The 18,060-nt window shown below is 67.2% G+C and carries 13 protein-coding genes; 5 read left to right on the top strand and 8 right to left on the bottom strand.

The annotated features are described in order from the left end of the window. Positions 1–15: 15 nt before the first annotated feature. Both HU735_RS16965 and HU735_RS16960 read right to left on the bottom strand, forming a co-directional pair. On the bottom strand, positions 16–1,302 hold the full coding sequence (locus HU735_RS16965) for a HAMP domain-containing sensor histidine kinase (RefSeq protein ID WP_186714450.1): 1,287 nt from the start codon (positions 1,300–1,302) through the stop codon (positions 16–18). Beyond that, a complete protein-coding gene (locus tag HU735_RS16960) occupies positions 1,299–2,039 on the bottom strand; it encodes a response regulator (RefSeq protein WP_050705623.1) in 741 nt (246 codons plus the stop codon). The genes HU735_RS16965 and HU735_RS16960 overlap by 4 nt, the downstream gene beginning before the upstream one ends. Positions 2,040–2,258: 219 nt before the next feature. Here HU735_RS16960 and HU735_RS16955 point away from each other — a divergent pair, with 219 nt between their 5' ends. After that, entirely contained in the window at positions 2,259–2,534 is a 276-nt protein-coding gene (locus HU735_RS16955; RefSeq protein WP_186714449.1) for a DUF2790 domain-containing protein, read from the top strand. Next, positions 2,524–3,069, top strand: coding sequence for a thioredoxin family protein (locus HU735_RS16950; RefSeq protein WP_186714448.1), 546 nt, complete (start codon positions 2,524–2,526; stop codon positions 3,067–3,069). Before HU735_RS16955 ends, HU735_RS16950 begins: the two co-directional genes overlap by 11 nt. Before the next feature lie 109 nt (positions 3,070–3,178). Here the strand turns inward: HU735_RS16950 and HU735_RS16945 are convergent, their stop codons facing one another. The 5 genes from HU735_RS16945 to xthA all read right to left on the bottom strand — a co-directional run bounded on the left by HU735_RS16945 (position 3,179) and on the right by xthA (position 10,663). Continuing rightward, positions 3,179–4,186, bottom strand: coding sequence for a helix-turn-helix domain-containing protein (locus HU735_RS16945; RefSeq protein ID WP_186714447.1), 1,008 nt, complete (start codon positions 4,184–4,186; stop codon positions 3,179–3,181). Positions 4,187–4,316: 130 nt separating this feature from the next. Continuing rightward, on the bottom strand, positions 4,317–6,761 hold the full coding sequence (locus HU735_RS16940) for a TonB-dependent receptor (RefSeq protein WP_186714446.1): 2,445 nt from the start codon (positions 6,759–6,761) through the stop codon (positions 4,317–4,319). 230 nt (positions 6,762–6,991) lie between these two features. Beyond that, positions 6,992–8,656, bottom strand: a complete 1,665-nt coding sequence (locus HU735_RS16935; protein WP_050705627.1) for a cyclic peptide export ABC transporter — start codon at positions 8,654–8,656, stop codon at positions 6,992–6,994. Between the two features lie 130 nt (positions 8,657–8,786). Beyond that, positions 8,787–9,665 carry a formylglycine-generating enzyme family protein gene (locus tag HU735_RS16930; RefSeq protein ID WP_186714445.1) on the bottom strand — a complete coding sequence of 293 codons (879 nt, stop codon included), beginning with the start codon at positions 9,663–9,665 and terminating at the stop codon, positions 8,787–8,789. Positions 9,666–9,850: 185 nt separating this feature from the next. Beyond that, positions 9,851–10,663, bottom strand: coding sequence for an exodeoxyribonuclease III (gene xthA / locus HU735_RS16925; protein ID WP_186714444.1), 813 nt, complete (start codon positions 10,661–10,663; stop codon positions 9,851–9,853). A gap of 163 nt (positions 10,664–10,826) precedes the next feature. Between xthA and HU735_RS16920 the strand changes: the two genes are divergently transcribed. From HU735_RS16920 to HU735_RS16910, 3 genes are read left to right on the top strand one after another with little or no spacing between them, the layout of a single operon-like run. Continuing rightward, entirely contained in the window at positions 10,827–11,477 is a 651-nt protein-coding gene (locus tag HU735_RS16920; RefSeq protein ID WP_186714443.1) for a GNAT family N-acetyltransferase, read from the top strand. Between the two features lie 53 nt (positions 11,478–11,530). Beyond that, positions 11,531–13,273: an autotransporter assembly complex family protein gene (locus HU735_RS16915; protein ID WP_186714442.1), complete on the top strand. Its 1,743-nt coding sequence runs from the start codon at positions 11,531–11,533 to the stop codon at positions 13,271–13,273. After that, a complete protein-coding gene (locus HU735_RS16910) occupies positions 13,273–16,944 on the top strand; it encodes a translocation/assembly module TamB domain-containing protein (protein WP_186714441.1) in 3,672 nt (1,223 codons plus the stop codon). Before HU735_RS16915 ends, HU735_RS16910 begins: the two co-directional genes overlap by 1 nt. 54 nt (positions 16,945–16,998) lie before the next feature. Here HU735_RS16910 and HU735_RS16905 read toward each other — a convergent pair whose 3' ends face one another. After that, entirely contained in the window at positions 16,999–18,054 is a 1,056-nt protein-coding gene (locus tag HU735_RS16905; protein ID WP_186714440.1) for a hypothetical protein, read from the bottom strand. Between the last annotated feature and the right edge of the window lie 6 nt (positions 18,055–18,060).

Here is an 18,060-nt window from a genome sequence, read left to right as displayed (position 1 = left end):
GGCAATGCATGGATCTCAGCGCAGTTCGACCTGCGCGCACAGCCCCCCTTCGGCACGGTTGCGCAGGGTTAGGCTGCCGCCCATGGCCTGGGTCAGTTGCTGGGCGATCGCCAGCCCCAGCCCGGTACCGCCGGTGCTGCGGTTGCGCGAACCCTCGACCCGGTAGAACGGCTTGAGCACGTCGTCGAGTTCCGCCTCGGGGATGCCCGGGCCATCGTCGAGCACGCGGATCAGTGTCACGCCGTTTTCGCAGCCCACCTCCAGCTGCGCGGCGCCGGAGAACTTGAGGGCATTGTCCACCAGGTTCACCAGCACCCGGCGCAAAGCATGGGGACGGGTTTGCAGGGTCGCCTGGGCGCTGCCGCGGCGGTCCACCCGGGCGCCGCTGTCCTGGTAGTCGAATACCAGGCTGTCGAGGAAGGCGTCGAGGTTGACCCGGCACGGCGCCTCGGTGCCGCTGTCCATGCTGCGGGCATAGGCCACGCCCTCGCGCACCAGGTGTTCCATGGCGTCCAGGTCGTGCGCCAGCTTGTCCTTCTCCTGGCCGTCGTCCATCTGCTCGACCCGCAGCTTCATGCGCGTGATCGGTGTCTGCAGGTCGTGGGAGATGGCGGCGAGCAGCTGCATGCGCTCCTTGAGGTAGGCGCCGATGCGCGCCTGCAGCGCATTGAAGGCAACGGCGGCGTAGCGCACCTCGCGTGGGCCGCTCTCGTCGAGCTGCGGGCCGGGGCTGTTCGGGTCGAGGTTGTCTACCGCCTGGACCAGGCGGGTCAGCGGGCCGATGGCCAGGCGCACGGCCAGCCAGGTGCAGGCCAGCAGCACCGCCAGCTGGATCAGCAGCACCACCGGCAGCCAGGTGGCCACCGGCACGGCGGCGGGGGTGACATCGATGGTCAGCGGCGCGCCGTCGGCCAGGCGCAGGTGGGCCTGGAAGTGCGCGTTGGGGCCGGGGATTTCCTGGAAGGTCAGGGCGTAGCGGTCACCGATGGCCTTGACGATGGACTCGGCGGCCATCGGCGGGTCGGCGCTGGGCATGGCTTCGCCGGGCAGGCCGCCGTCCAGCCGGTAGCGGTAGGTGCGTCGCTCCAGGCGTGACAGCCAGGCCGGGCGTTCGGCGGCGGGCAGGCGGTCGAGGATGGCCACCGAGGTCGAGACATCCAGCTCCAGGTTGCTGAGCATCATCGAGCGGCTGCTGACGTAACGCTCGTAGGCCTGCAGGCTGAACGACAGGCCGTAGGCCAGCACCAGCCCGGTGAAGAAGATCAGGGCCAGGCGCGAAGCCAGGGTGCGCGGCCATTTCATGCCGGCGACTCCAGCAATTGCACCGGTAGCGAGAACACGTAGCCTTCGCTGCGCACGGTCTTGATGCAGGTCGGCTCGCGGGCGTCGTCGCCCAGGCGCTGGCGCAGGCGGCTGACCAGCAGGTCGATGGAGCGGTCGAAGATGTCCGCCTCGCGGCCCTGGGTGAGGTTGAGCAGCTGTTCGCGACTGAGCACCCGCTGCGGATGGTCGAGGAACACCCGCAGCAGGCGGTACTCGGCACCCGACAGTGCCACCAGGGTGCCTTCGTTGTCGAGCAGGTGGCGGGCGGTGGTGTCCAGCCGCCATGGGCCAAAGGCGATCAGCCGGCTGCTCTCGCTGATGGTCAGGTTCGGCGGCAGCATGCGTGTGCGGCGCAGCACGGCGTTGATCCGCGCCAGCAGCTCGCGGGCGGAGAACGGCTTGGTCAGGTAGTCGTCGGCGCCCATCTCCAGGCCGATGATGCGGTCGGTCTCGTCGTTGCGCGCGGTGAGCATCAGCACCGGCGTGTTGCGGTGCTTGCCGGCGCGCAGTTCGCGGCACAGCAGCAGGCCGTCGTCGCCGGGCATCATGATGTCGAGGACGATCAGGTCGACGGCGTTGTTTTCCAGGAAGGCGCGCATCTGCCGGCCATCGGCGACGATGCTGGTGCGCAGCCCGTTCTTCTTCAGGTAGTTGCCGACCAGTTCGCGGATCTCGCGGTCGTCGTCGACGATCAGGATGTGATCGGCGTGTTCCATCGGGGTGTCCTTGTACGTGGGGAATGGGCGCAGTGTACCGAGTGGATCCGGGCTTGCCTGCCCGGGTTTGTATTGCAGTGTATCTGCTGGCGACATAGATACAGGAAGAAGCACGGCGGCCCCTGGCCGGACACATGCGCGATACCTGGCAGGCGTGAAATGGCTCTCGACCGGGGAGGGAAGCCTTCCCAAACCAGAATCCGCACAAGGAGACACGCCATGAACCTCAAGACCCTTGCCAGCGCCGCCCTGTTCGCCGTCCTCGGCCTCGGCGCCCTGACGGCCCAGGCCAGCAGCAGCTCGCTCAACGACGCCAGCGTGATGCAATACCACTACGGCGACCGGCTGGATGTGAAGAAGGTGCTGTCGGTCAAGGATGCGCCAGGCACCACCTGCGGGCCGGTGAAGACCCGCATGGACTACCTCGACTCCCAGGGCAAGCCGCAGAGCGTCGAGTACCGCTCCTACGCCACCAGTGGCTGCCATGACAACTGAGGCGCGCGGCAAGCGCCGCCTGCTCAAGGCCGGCGGCGTGGCCCTGGCCCTGCTCGGGCTGGGCCTGGCCGGCCACCTGCTGGCCCGTGACAGCTACGGCCCCATGCCGTCGCTGGCGGGGGCCGAGCAGTGGCTCAACTCGCCGCCACTGGATGGCACCGCGCTCAAGGGCAAGGTGGTGCTGGTGGATTTCTGGACCTACGACTGCATCAACTGCCGGCGTAGCCTGCCCCATGTCAACGACTGGGCGCGGCGCTATGGCGAGCAGGGGCTGGTGGTGGTCGGGGTGCATACGCCGGAGTATGACTACGAGCACGACCTGGGCAATGTCCGGGCGCAGGTGCAGCAACTGGGCATCGCCTACCCGGTGGCGGTGGACAATGGCTACCGGATCTGGAACGCCTGGGGCAACCAGTTCTGGCCGGCGCATTACTTTGTCGATCGCAAGGGGCAGGTGCGCCATGTGCACTTTGGCGAGGGGGATTATGCGGGGCAGGAGCGGGTGATTCAGGCGTTGTTGAATGAGCCGGGTTGATTCGTTGTCCGCTCTGGCCCTATCGCGGGGCAAGCCCGCTCCCACACAGGCGGCCAGATGGCGGGCGTGGGAGCGGGCTTGCCCCGCGATAGGGCCGGCCCAGGCAACATCATTCCCCGAGCCGCTGCTCCCGCGACGGCGGATAGCCGAAGTACGCCGCATAGCACTTGCTGAAGTGCGAAACCGAGACGAACCCGCAGGCCACCGCCACCTCCATCACCGACAGGTCCGAATACTGCAGCAATCGTCGGCTCTTGGTGATGCGCAGCTCCATGTAGTAGCGCCTGGGCGAGGTGCCCAGCTGGGCCTGGAACAAGCGGTCGATCTGCCGCCGCGAACGCCCGGAGTAGGTGGCCAGCTGGTCGAGGCTCAGGGTCTCCTCGAGGTTGTTCTCCATCAGCTCGACGATGGTGCGCAGGTGCAGGCTCATGGACTTCTTCGCCCCCGGCCCGACCTGGCGATAGCGCGCCCCGGAGAACGACAGGATCTCCTCGACGCCTTCGGCCAGGGCATCGCCGTACAGCCGCCGGACCAGCCCGAGCATCAGCTCCATGGCGCCGTTGGGACTGGCGGCGCTCAGGCGGTCGCGGTCGAGGGTGAAGCTGGCCGGGGTGATGCGCGTCTGCGGGCTGATCTCGGCCAGGCTGGCGCGCTGCTCGGGGTGCACGCTGCAACCATAGTCGTCGAGCACCCCGGCGCGGCCGAGGAACCAGGCGCCGTTCCACAGCCCGCCGAGGGTCATGCCGTGGCTGGCGCAATCGCCCAGCAGGCGGTCGAGGTCGGGGTATTTCAAGGGTGTGCGCAGGCCGCCGCAGATCACCAGCAGGTCGAGGTCCTGCAGGCTGCGCGGCGCCAGCGGGCTGGCCACCAGTTCCAGGCCCAGGTCGCTGAGCACGCGATCACCCGCCAGGGACAGCGGGGTGGAGGTGAAGCTGTCGGCACGCAGCAGGTTGGCGGTGACCAGCACGTCCATCGCCACGGTGAAGCTGGCCATGGAGAAATGCTCGAGCAGGACGAAGTCGACGCGGTAGGGGCGCTGGTTGCCGGTATCGCCGGACTTGAGCCGCAGCATGTTGCTGGTGCTGGTCTTCTTGCTGAACTGACGTGGCGTGGGCACTGCGGACTCCGCTTCCTGGCTGGCGCGCACGAGTGTGCGGCGGGACGCGGGGAAAGACAACAGGGGCGCTCGCTGGCGCTGAAAGCACAGCGCCCCCTCGAGAGGGGGCGCCGGTCATGCAACGCGGGGCTTAGAAGTCGCCGCGCAGGGTGAACATGTAGCTACGCGGGGTGCCGTAGGTGGTGCCGCGGGTCCAGTAGCCCATGGAGTCGAAGTACTTGCGGTCGAACAGGTTCTCGACGTCCACGCCGACGGTCCAGTGCTCGTCGAGCTTGTAGGCGGCGCGGGCGTCGAAGATCGCACGGCCGCTGTTGTACGCCTCGTTGTAGGCATCGACATAGGAGTTCTGCGCCGAGACACCACCACCGACGCTCAGGCGGTTCCATTCACCCGGGAAGGTGTAGTTGGTGTTCACGCGCACCATGTGTTTCGGGGTCTGCGCCGAGATCGGGCCGCCCTCGGACGAGCTGGTGGTGTTGTAGGTGTAGCCGGCCGCGACCTGCAGGCCCGGCAGCAGTTCGCCGGTGGCCTCGGCCTCGAAGCCCTTGCTGCGGTTGATGCCATCGCCATTGGTCCAGCAGCGGCCGGCCGGGTCGGTCGGGCACTTGCCGCGGTTGGCCGCGTCTTGCTGGGCCACGTCTTCCTGCTCGATGTAGAACACGGCGAAGGACACGTTCAGGCGCTTGTCGAACAGCTCGCCCTTGATACCGGTCTCGTAGTTCGAACCGATGGACGGGTCGAGCACGCTGCCGCTGACGGTGCGGTAGTTGGCCTGCGGCAGGAAGATATCGGCGTAGCTGGCGTACCACGACCACTGGTCGTTCAGGTCGTAGATCGCACCGACGAAGGGCGTGAACTCTTCATCCTGGCGACTGGTCGTCACCTTTGGGCCGTTCCAGGCTTCGTTCTTGTACCAGCTCAGGCGACCACCGAGGACGAAGCTCAGGTCTTCGGTCGCGTGCAGGCGGGCGCTCAGGTAAGTGCCGTAGCGGGTGTCGATGGTGTCGTCCATGGACTTCCAGCCGTTACGCTGCAGCTCAGGGATATTGCTGTGATTGGGATCAAACACATTGAGCGGGATCGGGCTCGGTAGCGCGATGGTGTTGTCCTTGTCGTTCATCTTGCGCTTGGACCAGTTGGCGCCGAGGGTCAACTGGTGGGTCAGGCCGAAGGCCTCGAAGGTGCCGTCCAGGTGGCCGTCGACGGCATTGGAGGTCACATCGAACTTGTGATAGCTGACGGTGTTGACCGTCGGACCGCCGGGAGCGTTGTACTCCAGGGTTTCCCGCGCACCCCACTCGATGGCGCTACGGTTGTAGCCACCCTCGGAATGGGACAGCGCCAGCTTGGCGGTCCAGTTGTCGTTGAAACGGTGGGTGAGGTCGGCAAACACCTCGTCCATGTCGGTCTGCAGCTTGGTCCAGTCCTGGCCCAGGTAGGTCGAGCGCTTCAGGTGCGGGTTGCTGCCATCGGGGTTGTTGGGGATGCCCAGCACGCTGTAGCCGTCGATGCGCGAAGTCTGGCGGCGCAGGCCCAGGGCGACGGTGGTGGCATCGTTCAGGTCGGCCTCGACGATCCCGTACAGCAGTGGCCGCTTGGACTTGGTGACGTCGGTGAAGTAGCCGCGGTCCTCATAGGAGGCGACCATGCGCCCGCGCAGGGTGCCCTGGGGGTTGAGACGGCCACTGGCATCCAGGTCCAGGCGGTAGTTGTCCCAGGAGCCGGCGCGGGTGATCACGGTGAAGCGCGGGTCGGCGGTCGGGCGCTTGCGCACCAGGTTCACCGCGCCGCCCGGGTTGCCGGCGCCGACCAGCAGGCCGGAAGCACCACGCAGCACTTCGACGCGGTCGAAGATCGCCATGTCCGGGGTCATCCAGCCGGTGTAGGCGTAGGCCTGCCCGGGCACGCCGTCGACCATGTAGCTTTCGTCGGTGAGGTCGAAGCCGCGGGAGCTGAAGTGGTGGTTGCCGTAGCCGCGGTTGGCGCGGGTGATACCGGTGGTCTGGGCCATCACTTGGTCCAGCGACACCAGGTTCTTGTCGTCCATCAGTTTGCGGGTGACCACGGTCACCGACTGCGGGGTTTCACGCAGCGACTGCGCGGTCTTGCCGATGGTCACCGCACCGGTGGTGTAGGAGTTGCTGCCCTCGGTGGTGGCGCCGAGCACCTGGCCGTTGATGGTGGTGGCGTCCAGGGTCATGGCCGAGCCGGACTCCGCCGCGCCGCTGATGATCAGGGTGTTGTCCTGCACGCTGTAGCGAATCCCGCTGTTCCTGAGCAGCTCCCCAGCTGCCTGGGTTGGCGAGAAGCGGCCCTTGACCGGGCTGCTGCGCAGGCCCTGGACGGTTTCCGGGCTGAACAGCACCTGCAGGTTGCCCTGGCGACCCAGCTCTTGCAGGGCGCTGGCCAGCGACTGGGCCGGGATGTCGAAGTCCTGCTCCTGGGCCTGCACCTGGGCGGCCAGCGGCAGGGACAGGGCGAGGCCGAGGGTGGCCATGGCCGGCGAGGAGCGCAGCATCCGGCGCAGCATCAGCGCTTTGCTCAAGGGGGTCAGGGTGTTGGCTGGTATTGGCATTTTTATGCTCTGGCTCAAGGTACGCAAAGTAAATGAAAATTATTCCGTTGCGAGTAGGACGCATGCGAATGCCAAAACCGGAAAAATAATTATTGCGGTTGGTAGAGGCGTGACCTGCGACTTCCCTGTAGGCAGGGTTGATTCAGCGTGCGGCAATAGGGGAACGAGCGGTGCGGCGGGGAATTTAAGCGGCGCGGGCGGTGACAGGGCCACCGCCCGTGGAGGAGGGGTCAGGCGGGCAGGGCCGGTTCCTGGTTGCGTTCGACCAGGATCTTGCCGCTGTGCATGCGCACCAGCTGGTCGGCCACCGGGAAGTAGCGGTCGTCGTGGGAGATGACGATGATGGTCTTGCCTTGCTGTTTCAGCTCCGGCAGCAGCTCGGTGTAGAACACCCGGCGGAAGGCCGGGTCCTGGTCGGCGGCCCACTCGTCGAACACCAGCACCGGACGCTGGTCGAGCCAGGCGTTGATCAGCGCCAGGCGCTTGCGCTGGCCGGTGGACAGGTCGGTGGTGGTGAAGCTGCCGTCGCGGATCCCGACCTTGTGGGCGATGTCCAGGCGTTCGAGGTACTTGGCGGCCTCAGGCGGCAGCTCGGCGAGGCCCGGCAGCGGTTCGTCGAACAGGTAGTAGTCGGCGAAGATGGTGGTGAACAGCTGGCGGTAGTCGTCCAGGCGCTGCGGTGTGACCGCTTCGCCGTTGAGGCGCACCTCGCCCTGTTGCGGGGTGTACAGGCCCAGCAGCAGCTTGATCAGGGTGGTCTTGCCGCAACCGTTCTCGCCGACGATGAAGACGATATCGCCCTGGCGGATGGTCAGGTCCACCGGGCCCAGGTGGAACGGCTGGCTGCCTTCGACCTGAGGGTAGTCATAGCGCAGCTGACGCAGTTCGATGGAGCTGACCTCGGTCACCTGCGGTGCACGGTCGCTGACCAGCAGGTGCGGTTCGGGCGAGGAGAAACGCTGGGACAGTTCGGCGATACGGCGCAGGGCGATCTGTGCCCGGCTGATGCTCGGCAGGTTGGTGATCAGCTGTTCCAGTGGCCCCTTCATGTACAGCATCACCAGCACAAAACCACCCAGCACGGTCTTGTCGGTGCTCGGCCACAGGGCCTGGAAGGCGATGGCGATGCCGATCACCGCGAAGAACAGCATCGAGCCGAAGGTCTCGGCGCTGACGAAGATGTTCGCCGCGCGGATGTTGGCCTTGCAGATGCGTTCGGTGGCGCCGTGGATCAGCTGGTCGTGCATGTGCTGGCGGCGCTGGCGCTGGATGCGCAGCTCCTTGGCACCACCGGAAAGGGCCTGGTAGTGCTTCTGCAGCTCGTCCTCGTTGTTACGCGCGGTGAGGATGTTCTTCATGCCGTGGCGGTGGGCGAGGAACTGCGCGCCGGTGCCGATCACCACGGTCAGCACGGTGACCAGCAGGATCTGCCAGGACAGCAGCGCCAGGTAGGACAGGCAGCCGAGGGTGACGGTGAAGGCGATGACCATCGGCGCCACCGACAGGGCGAAGGCGCTGATGGTGCTGACGTCGTTGAGCAGTACCGGGATCAGGCGGTGGGCGCGGTAGCGCTCCAGTTGCGCGATCGGCGCCACCAGCACCTTGGCGGCCAGTTCGCGGCGCAGGCGCGCCACCACCTTCTGCCCGACGTAGTTGGTCAGCAGGTTCGAGCCGGTGGAGCAGGCCAGGGTCAGCAGGCACAGGCCGCCGAACAGCAGGGCGGTGCGGGTGTCCGGCCCGCCCACGGCGTTCATCGCGCTGTTGATGGTGGCCAGCAGGGCGGTGACGCTCAGGCCGCTGACCACGCCGAGGGCCGCCGAAAGCGCGACCAGCATCCAGAACGGCTTGAGTATCCGCAGGGTTTCCTGGGCGAGGCTGGGGGTCTTGGACGTCATGGAGTCATCTCGTGAGTATTCGTTGGCGCAGGGCGGCGGACCAGGCCCTGATCTTGGTAGACGAGAGGGTTTTGCGCGGATTTAGTGGCGAGGCGGATCCGGCGCCAGGGGCGCCGGAAGTGGGGAGGGCTTAGAGTTCGCGGGCGACGCGGAAACCGATCCAGTCGCCGCGCAGGGTGGAGCTGCGTTCGTTGCGGTTGCCCGAACGGGAGAAGATCGGCGCCTCGGTGTAGTCGTTGCCGCGGATCACTCGGCGGTCCTCGCATTCGCTGCTGTTGGTCTGCGGGCTGCCGTCGGTGGGGGCGCTGGCGTAGCTGTCGACGTAGCAGTCGCGGGTCCACTCGTAGACGTTGCCGTGGCCGTCGTAGACGCCGTAGGCGTTGGGCGGGAAGCTGCCGACGGGTGAGGTGAAGGAGAAACCGTCCGTGGGGCCGTAGGTGTTGGCGTGCTTGGAGATCTGGTACTTCTGCTCGTCGTTGTCATCGAGCGGGAAGGGGAACGGCCCGGTGCTGCCGCCGCGCACGGCGTATTCGCGCTGGGACTCGCTGAGCACCTTGTAGACCTTGCCGGTCTTCTTCGACAGCCACGAGGCGTAGGCCTCGGCTTCGTGGAAGTTCAGGCACACGGCGGGTTGGCGGTCACCCTGTTGGTAGCGCGGCACGCCCGCGATGCATTCACGGCCCGGGCGGGTGTCGCCGTTGGGGACCTTGTAGCCACTGGCCTTGAGGTAGGCTTTCCATTCCCCGTTTGTGATCTGGTACTGGCTGACGGCAAAGGCCTTCTTGAAGGTTACCTGGTGCAGTGGGCCTTCGTCGTCCTGGCGGCCTTTTTCGTCGTCCGGGGTACCCATCATGAAGCTGCCGGCGGGCAGCACCACCATTTCCGGGCAGGTCTTGGCGCAGTCGCGGAACACCGTGCCGGGTTTGTGCGCGGGCGCCGCGGCCAGGGCCGGCAGGCTGCAGGCGACCAGCAGGGCGGCCAGGGTGAGGCGGTTCAGGGGTGCGGTCATGGGGAAGCCTTGTTCAGGGTTGCTGGGCAGACAGCGGGAGTTCGTGCTGATGGACGAAATGAACGAGGCGATGTTTAAGGGGGATTTGTGTAAGTGTTTGACGAGAGAGGTGTGGCGCCTATGAGATCGAGCGCCGCTCGATCTCATAGGCGCTGCAAGGCTATCGCCCAGCGCCTGATAGCGGCTCAACCCAACTCAAGCCAGATCGGCGCATGGTCCGAAGGCTTTTCCATCCCGCGCAGCTCATAGTCGACCCCGGCGGCCTTGACCCGTGGCAGCAAGCCCTGGGAGGCCATGATCAGGTCGATGCGCAGGCCGCGCTTGGGCTCGTCCTCGAAGCCGCGGCTGCGGTAGTCGAACCAGCTGAAGCGGTCGGCCACTTCCGGGTGCAGGTGGCGGAAGCTGTCGACCAGGCCCCAGCCCTTGAGCCGCTCCATCCATTCGCGCTCCTCGGGCAGGAAGCTGCACTTGCCGGTCTTCAGCCAGCGCTTGGCGTTGTCCGCGCCGATACCGATGTCGCAGTCCTGGGGCGAGATGTTCAGGTCACCCATCACCACCAGCGGCTGGCTGTTCTGGAACTGGCTTTCCAGCAGCGCCTGCAGGTCGCTGTAGAAGCGCTGCTTGGCCGGGAACTTGGTGGGGTGGTCGCGGCTCTCGCCCTGGGGGAAGTAACCGTTCATCACGGTGATCGGCGTGCCGTCGGCATCGGCGAAAGTGCCCCAGATGAAACGGCGCTGGGCGTCCTCTTCATCGCTGGCAAAGCCTTTGAACAACGACAGCGGCGCCTGGCGCGAGAGCAGGGCGACGCCGTAGTGGCCCTTCTGGCCGTGGTAGTGCACGTGGTAGCCGAGCGCCTCGACGTCGGCCAACGGGAACTGATCGTCGCTGACCTTGGTTTCCTGCAGGCCGATCACGTCCGGCTGGTGTTTGTCGATCAGCGCCGCCAGCTGGTGCGGACGGGCGCGCAGGCCATTGATGTTGAACGAGACGATCTTCATGGAAAGATGATCCTGGTAAAAGCCACGGATGCTAGCCGACATCGCCGGCCACGGCCAGCATGGCGCCGCGCGGCGGGCACTGCTAACGTGCTGGAGGAGGTGAACCCAGCGCCGGAATCTGGCTCCAAGGCACTGTACGCCCATTCCAGGAGGACTGCCCGCAATGCCCGACGTCATCGCCGCCCCGGCCCGGACCTGCCTGCTCGACGCCGGCTACGCCCGTGAGGCGCGTTCGCTGCTCTACCATGCCTATCGCCACGAGCCGACCTTCGCCTGGCTGTTCGAGGGCCAGCGCCCCGGCTACGAGCGTCGCCTGCGGGTGATGGTGCGCGAATGGGTGCGCCAGCACTTCTACTTGCAGTTACCGGCGATCGGCCTGCTGCTGGAGGACCGCCTGATCGGCCTGGCGCTGATCGTGCCGCCGCAGCGGCGCCTGGGCGTAGCCGACAGCTGGGCCTGGCGCCTGCGCATGATCCTCGGCACCGGCCTGCGCTGCACCCGGCGCTACCTGGACTACCAGGCCGCGCTGGCCGGCTGCCTGCCGGGCGACAATGTCCATGTCCTGCCGCTGCTGGGCGTGCACCCGCAGTTCCAGGGCCGGCACTACGGCGAGCAACTGCTGCAGGCCGTGCACGACTGGTGCGCGGAGGACGCCAGCACCGAGGGCGTGGTGCTGGACACCGGTAATGCGCACTACCTGGCGTTCTACCAGCGCCAGGGCTATGAAGAGATCGGCGAGATCGCGGTGGGACCGATCAGGGAGCGGGTGTTCTTCCACCCCAATCCCCGATCGTCCAGGGTGGCGAACCTGTGACAGGTGGTTGCCGACAACCCTCTTGACCCCTTTGCTCTGGTAGCATGCCGCGCATGACGTATTCAGGAAGACTTGGCTGGGGCCTGCTGTTGCTGGCCGCCAGCTCCATGGCATGGGCGCAGAGCGAATTGCTGGTGCGGGTCAAACCCGCCAACAAGGCGCTCAAGTCCAATATCGAAGGGTATATCGGCAGCCTGGGCGAGCGCGACGAAGAAGCCCTGTTGCGCTTCAGCCGGGGCGCCGAGGAGCAGACGCGCAAGGCGGCCCAGGCCCTGGGCTACTACCAGGCGCGGGTCGAGACCGAGGTCAAGCCCGCCAGCGACAAGGACAAACCCGCGCAACTGATCATCCGGATCGAGCCCGGCGAGCCGGTGCGCCTGCGCAACGTGACCGTGCGCATCGACGGGCCGGCCAGCGAACTCAAGGCCTTTCGCATCCCCGACAGCAAGGCGCTGCGCCCGGGCGAGCAACTCAACCACGGCACCTACGAGGATGCCAAGCGGTTGATCCAGAACCAGGCGTCGCGCTACGGCTTCTTCGCCGGCCGTTTCGAGCGCCAGCGCCTGGCAGTGGACCCGCAGGCCGGCGTGGCCGACATCGAGCTGGTCTACCAGAGCGGCCCGCGCTACCGCCTGGGCGCGGTGACCTTCGGCGGCGACGCGCCGCTGGACAACGACCTGCTGCAGCGCATGGTGTCGTTCAAGCCCGGCACCCCCTACGACTCGGAACTGATCGCCGAACTCAACAACGACCTGCAATCAAGCGGCTATTTCGACAGCGTGCGGGTCGACGCCGCACCCACCGCCGCGGTGGGCGAGGACATCCCGGTGGACGTGCGCCTCGATACCCGCAAGCCGCGTACCTTGGGCCTGGGCCTGGGCTTTTCCACCGACGTCGGGCCGCGCGGCAAGGCCAACTGGACCCGCCACTGGGTCAACCCGCAAGGGCACAGCTATGGTTGGGAAACCGAGCTGTCGGCGCCCCGGCAGAACGTCGGGCTGTGGTACGACATCCCGCTCGACCCGCCGCTCACCGACAAGCTGCGCTTCGCCGGCGGCTACCAGAACGAGGATATTTCCGGCACCGACACCTTGAGCAAGCTGCTCACCGTTGGCCCCGAGTGGCACAGCAAGCTGCCCAGTGGCTGGCAACGGGTGATCTCGCTCAAGTACCAGCGCGAGGAATACCGCCTGGGCGACGATTCGGGCTTGAGCAACCTGCTGATGCCGGGCGTCAGCTTCTCGTACCTGCGCAGCGACAACCGCATCGACCCGCACAACGGCTACCGCCTGCAGTTCGACCTGCAGGCGGCCAAGGAAGGCCTGGGCTCGGACACCAACCTGATCCACGGCAACGTGCTGCTCAAGGGTTTGACCACCCTGGGTCAGAACCATCGCTTCCTTGGACGCGTGCAGTTCGGCGGCAGCGCCACCAACGGCTACCAGCAGAACATCCCACCGTCGCTGCGCTTCTTCGCCGGTGGCGACCAGAGCGTGCGCGGCTACGACTACCAGTCGCTATCGCCAAAGAACAACCAGGGCGACCGCATCGGCGGCCGCTACCTGGTGGCCGGCAGCGCCGAGTACCAGTACTCGATCGCGGAAAAATGGCGCCTGGCGACCTTCGTCGACCAGGGCAACTCGTTCAACTCGCTGGAGTTCCCCAGCCTCAAGACCGGTGTCGGCATCGGTGTGCGCTGGGTGTCGCCGGTCGGGCCGCTGCGCCTGGACCTGGCCCGCGCGCTGGATGATGACGGTGGTTTTCGCTTGCACTTCTCCATGGGGCCCGAGCTGTGATGCGTGTGTTCAAACCGATCCTGCTGGTGCTGGCGGGCCTGCTTTTGCTGATCGTCCTGGCGCTGGGGCTGGTGCTCGGCACCCAGGCGGGCAGCCGCTGGGCGCTGGCGCGGGTGCCGGGGCTCGAGGTCAGCGATTTTACCGGGCGCCTTGGCGGCAGCTGGCAGGCCAGCCTGCTGCGCTGGTCCGCCGGCGACGATCGGGTCGAGCTGCTGGCGCCACAATTGGCTTGGTCGCCGACCTGCCTGCTGCGTGCCACATTGTGCGTCGAGCGCCTGCAGGCCGAACGCATCGACATGGCCTTCGCGTCGGGTGAGGACAGCCCCGACAGCGGCCCGCTGCAATTGCCGGCGCTGAAGCTGCCGCTGGCCATCGAGCTGGGCGAAGTCAAGGTGGGCCGGTTGCGCCTGGATGGCAGCGACCTGCTGGGCGACCTGAGCCTGGCCGCGCACTGGACCGCCAGCGGGCTGCGGGTGGATAGCCTGCAACTGCGCCGCGACGATCTGCACCTGGATGTTCAAGGTGACCTGACGCCCCAGGGTGATTGGCCACTGCAGCTGCAAGGCACGCTGCTACTACCGACGGTGGATGGCAAACCGTGGCAGCTGGCATTGAACGCCAAGGGCGAGCTGCAGAAGACCCTCGTCATCGAGGCCACCAGCAGCGGTTACCTGGACGCCCGGCTGAACGGCGAATTGCAGGCGCTGGCCGAGCACCTGCCGGCCCGCCTGAGCATCCGCTCGGAGGCCTTCAAGCCCGCCGGCGAGTTGCCCGACACCCTGCAACTGAACCAGCTCAAGCTCGATGCTCAGGGCGACCTGCTCAAGGGCTACCAACTCTCAGGCTCGGCCACCTTGCCCGCCGAGCAAGGGCCGGTGGGCCTGGTGCTGGCCGGTAAGGTGGACGCCAAGGGCGCACGGGTCGATGCCCTGGACCTTAATGCCAGCGACACGCAGCGGCTCAAGCTGCAGGCCAGCGCCGACTGGCAGCAAGGCCTGAGCGCCGAGGCTAGCCTCGACTGGCTGGACTTCCCCTGGTTGCGCCTGTATCCGTTGGAACAGCCGCCCCAGGTCACCCTCAAGCGCTTCAACGCCCAGGTGCAGTACCGCGACGGCAACTACAAGGGCACATTCAACGGCGACCTGGACGGCCCGGCGGGCGCTTTCAGCCTGGCCAGCCCGTTCGAGGGCGACCTGGGCCAGGTGCGCCTGCCGCAGTTGCTGCTCAGCGCGGGGCAGGGCAAGGCCGCCGGTAGTGTCGCCTTACGCTTTGCCGATACCCTGGCCTGGGATGTCGACCTGCAATTGTCGGCGCTGGATCCGGCCTATTGGCTGGCGGAGCTGCCGGGCACCCTGGCCGGGCCGCTGCGCAGCCAGGGCGAACTGAAGCACGAGCAGCTGGCGCTCAAGGCGCAACTGGACCTCAAGGGTCGCCTGCGCGGCCAGCCGGCGCTGGTCAAGGTCGACGCCGAGGGCGCTGGCGAGCGCTGGACCCTCGGCAGCCTGGCGGTGCAACTGGGTGACAACCGCATCAGCGGCAGCGCCAGCCTGCAGCAGCGCCTGGCCGGGCGCATCGACCTCGACCTGCCGCGCCTGGGCCAGCTCTGGCCGCAACTGCAAGGGCAGGCCAAGGGCCGTCTGGACCTGGCCGGTACCCTGGCCGCGCCCCAGGGCACCCTGACCCTGCAGGGCCAGCAACTGGGCCAGGCCGACAACCGTGTGCAGCGCCTGGACCTCGATGCGCGACTGGACAACGCCCAGCGCGGCCAGCTGACGCTCAAGGCCGGTGGGATCCGCCTGGGGGACACCGCCCTGGGCAGCCTCGATGTGCAAGGCAAGGGCGATATCCGCCAGCAGGCCGCGACGCTGGCCCTCGATGGCCCGCAACTCAAGCTCGACCTGGCGCTGGACGGTGCGCTGAACAAGGGCGACTGGCGTGGCCGCCTGGCCAGCGGGCGCATCCAGGCCGGCGGCCAGGATTGGCAGCTGCAGGCACCGGCGCGCCTGCAACGCCTGGCCAGCGGCCAGCTCGACTTCGGTGCCCACTGCTGGCGCTCCGGGCAGGCCAGCCTGTGTGGAGAGGACCAGCGTCTGGCGCCGGAGCCGCGCCTGCGCTACCACCTCAAGCAGTTCCCGCTGGACAGCCTGGCCCAGTGGCTGCCCAAGGACTTCGCCTGGCAGGGCCTGCTCAATGCCGACATCAACCTCGACATCCCCGCCAGCGGGCCAAAGGGCAGCATTCGCATCGATGCCGGCGGCGGCACCCTACGGGTGCGCGACAAGGACCGCTGGATCGACTTCCCCTACCAGGTGTTGCGCCTGGACAGCACCCTGGCGCCGCGCCGGGTCGACACCCGCGTGGATTTCCGTGGCGAGCGCCTGGGCGAGCTGAGCCTGAATGCCCGCATCGACCCGCTGGGCCGCAACAAGCCGTTGTCCGGCGACTTCCGCCTGGCCGGGCTCGATCTGTCGGTCATCCGCCCGTTCCTGCCGATGGTCGAGCGCCTGGCCGGCCAGCTCAACGGCAGCGGGCGCCTGTCGGGCAGCCTGCTGGTGCCCCAGGTCAATGGCAACCTGGCCTTGAGCGGCGGCGAAGTCAGCGGCGCGGAGCTGCCGGTCAGCCTCGAGGACCTGTCGCTGCAGGCACTGATTGCCGGCGAGCAGGTGCAGTTGAACGGCAACTGGCGCAGCGGCGCCGCCGGCCGTGGGCAACTGGCCGGTCACCTGACCTGGGGGCAGGCGCTGGGCATGGACCTGCGCCTGCAGGGCCAGCAACTGCCGGTCAGTGTCGAGCCGTACGCGGCACTGGAGGTGGCGCCCGACCTGACCCTACGCCTGCTGGACGACCGCCTGGCGGTCACCGGCAAGGTGCTGGTGCCCAAGGGCAAGATCACCGTGCGCGAGTTGCCGCCGTCGACGGTCAAGGTCTCGGATGACACGGTGATCGTCGGCCACCAGACCGAGCAGGGCAAGCCGCCGATGGCGGTGGCCATGGACATCGATGTCGAGGTCGGCAGCGAAAAGCTGTCGTTCAAGGGCTTCGGCCTGACCGCCAACCTGCTGGGCCATGTACATATCGGCGACAATCTCGACACCCGCGGCGAACTGAGCCTGGCCGACGGGCGCTATCGGCAGTATGGGCAGAATCTGACCATCCGCCGCGCGCGGCTGTTGTTCGCCGGGCCCATCGACCAGCCGTACCTGGACATCGAGGCCATCCGCCAGGTCGATGACGTGATTGCCGGTATCCGCCTGAGCGGCAGCGCCGAACAGCCGACCACCAAGGTGTTCTCGGAGCCGGCGATGAGCCAGGAGCAGGCATTGTCCTACCTGGTGCTGGGCCGGCCGTTGAACAGCTCCGGCGAGGACAACAACATGCTTGCCGAGGCGGCGCTGGGCCTGGGCCTGATGGGCAGCGCCGGCCTGACCGGCGGCCTGGCCTCGAACCTGGGCATCGACGACTTCCAGCTCGACACCCAGGGCACGGGCAACAAGACCAGTGTGGTGGCCAGCGGCAATCTCACCGAGCGCCTGAGCCTGCGCTATGGCGTCGGTGTGTTCGAGCCGGCCAACACCATCGCCTTGCGCTACAAGCTCAGCAAGAAGGTCTACCTGGAGGCCGCCAGTGGCCTGGCCAGCTCGCTGGACATCTTTTACAAGCGCGATTTCTGAGCAGGCAATCAGTAGCGGCAACGCTGGCTCCCTCGGGGCCCGCGTTGCCGGGCGTCAGAGTGCCACACGGCGCAACCGGCCTTCCAGTGGCACCACTCGGCCATCGGGCGTCGGCAGCGGACGGCCTGGCAGGCCCATGCCTTCGCTGACCACCACCGCAGCCTCCACCAGGCACAGGTTCGACGGTGTATCCAGTTCGCGGGCGAGGATGCTCACCACGCCGCTGTGCAGGTCGCAATGCAGCAAGCGTCCGCTGAAGCGGGTGAAGCCGCCGTGCAGCGCCTCGCCGTTCCAGTCGGCGCGCAGGGGTTGCTGCAGGCTGGCGCAGAGTTCCAGGACCAGCACGTTGCCCTGCGCGTCCAGGGCCAGGCCGGTGGGCAGTTGCAGGCCGTCGATCAGCACCTCGAGGCGCCCGCTGTCCGGCCAGACCCGGACCACCTGGCCGGCCTTGTCGGCGAAATCCACGCCCTTGCGCGCCGGATCGCCATGCAGCTCGCCGGAGAACAGGCTGACCAGCACCGCTCCGGTAGCCGGCTCGTATACCAGGGTGACAGGCACGGCCTCCTGGTTCTGCGTCAGGTTCGGCAGGTGCACCAGCACCTGTTCTGGTGCGCCGGGGCGCAACTCCACCAACTCGTTGGTATCCGGCTTGACCGCCAGCCAGCTGCGCCGGCCGGGGTAATAGCACAGGGCATTGAGATTGCCCTGGCTGTGACACACAGGTTCCGGTGGGCTGTATTGCAGGTCGAGGAGTTTCGAGCCGGCGACGTAATCGGTCTGGCTGACCAGGCAGCGACCGTCGCCAAAGGCGATGTCCGACAGGCCCATGATCTCGTCGCGCAGCATGCGTGCCTGCATGTTCATGGCACGGTAGCCCTGGGCGAGGGTTTCGCGGGGTAGGTACGCGCCTGGCTTGCCCGGATCGACAGGCAGGCGGCTGATCCGTCCGCTGAACGGGTCGTCGGGCAGGCCGCTGCCGGCTTCGACCAGCAGCAGGCTGCCGTTGTCCTCGGCGTGGACGCCGCGGGGGTTGAGCAGGCCTTCGGCGATGATCGAGGAGGGGCGCAGGGTTTCGCGGGGGTGTTGCGGAATATGCAGTGTCGTTGGCATGGATCC

It is taken from the genome of Pseudomonas sp. BW16M2 (assembly GCF_014268865.1).
GTDB classification, from domain to species: Bacteria; Pseudomonadota; Gammaproteobacteria; order Pseudomonadales; family Pseudomonadaceae; genus Aquipseudomonas; species Aquipseudomonas peradeniyensis.
The sequence above is the reverse complement of the archived record's forward strand: the minus strand, read 5'-3'. Positions and strand labels throughout refer to the sequence as shown.

Coding starts and splice junctions, on each gene's coding strand:
- HU735_RS16920 (WP_186714443.1), top strand. CDS start 10,827: ATGCCCGACGTCATCGCCGCCCCGGCCCGGACCTGCCTGCTCGACGCC.
- HU735_RS16935 (WP_050705627.1), bottom strand. CDS start 8,656: ATGACGTCCAAGACCCCCAGCCTCGCCCAGGAAACCCTGCGGATACTC.
- HU735_RS16905 (WP_186714440.1), bottom strand. CDS start 18,054: ATGCCAACGACACTGCATATTCCGCAACACCCCCGCGAAACCCTGCGC.
- xthA (WP_186714444.1), bottom strand. CDS start 10,663: ATGAAGATCGTCTCGTTCAACATCAATGGCCTGCGCGCCCGTCCGCAC.
- HU735_RS16955 (WP_186714449.1), top strand. CDS start 2,259: ATGAACCTCAAGACCCTTGCCAGCGCCGCCCTGTTCGCCGTCCTCGGC.
- HU735_RS16960 (WP_050705623.1), bottom strand. CDS start 2,039: ATGGAACACGCCGATCACATCCTGATCGTCGACGACGACCGCGAGATC.
- HU735_RS16950 (WP_186714448.1), top strand. CDS start 2,524: ATGACAACTGAGGCGCGCGGCAAGCGCCGCCTGCTCAAGGCCGGCGGC.
- HU735_RS16930 (WP_186714445.1), bottom strand. CDS start 9,665: ATGACCGCACCCCTGAACCGCCTCACCCTGGCCGCCCTGCTGGTCGCC.
- HU735_RS16965 (WP_186714450.1), bottom strand. CDS start 1,302: ATGAAATGGCCGCGCACCCTGGCTTCGCGCCTGGCCCTGATCTTCTTC.
- HU735_RS16910 (WP_186714441.1), top strand. CDS start 13,273: ATGCGTGTGTTCAAACCGATCCTGCTGGTGCTGGCGGGCCTGCTTTTG.
- HU735_RS16940 (WP_186714446.1), bottom strand. CDS start 6,761: ATGCCAATACCAGCCAACACCCTGACCCCCTTGAGCAAAGCGCTGATG.
- HU735_RS16915 (WP_186714442.1), top strand. CDS start 11,531: ATGACGTATTCAGGAAGACTTGGCTGGGGCCTGCTGTTGCTGGCCGCC.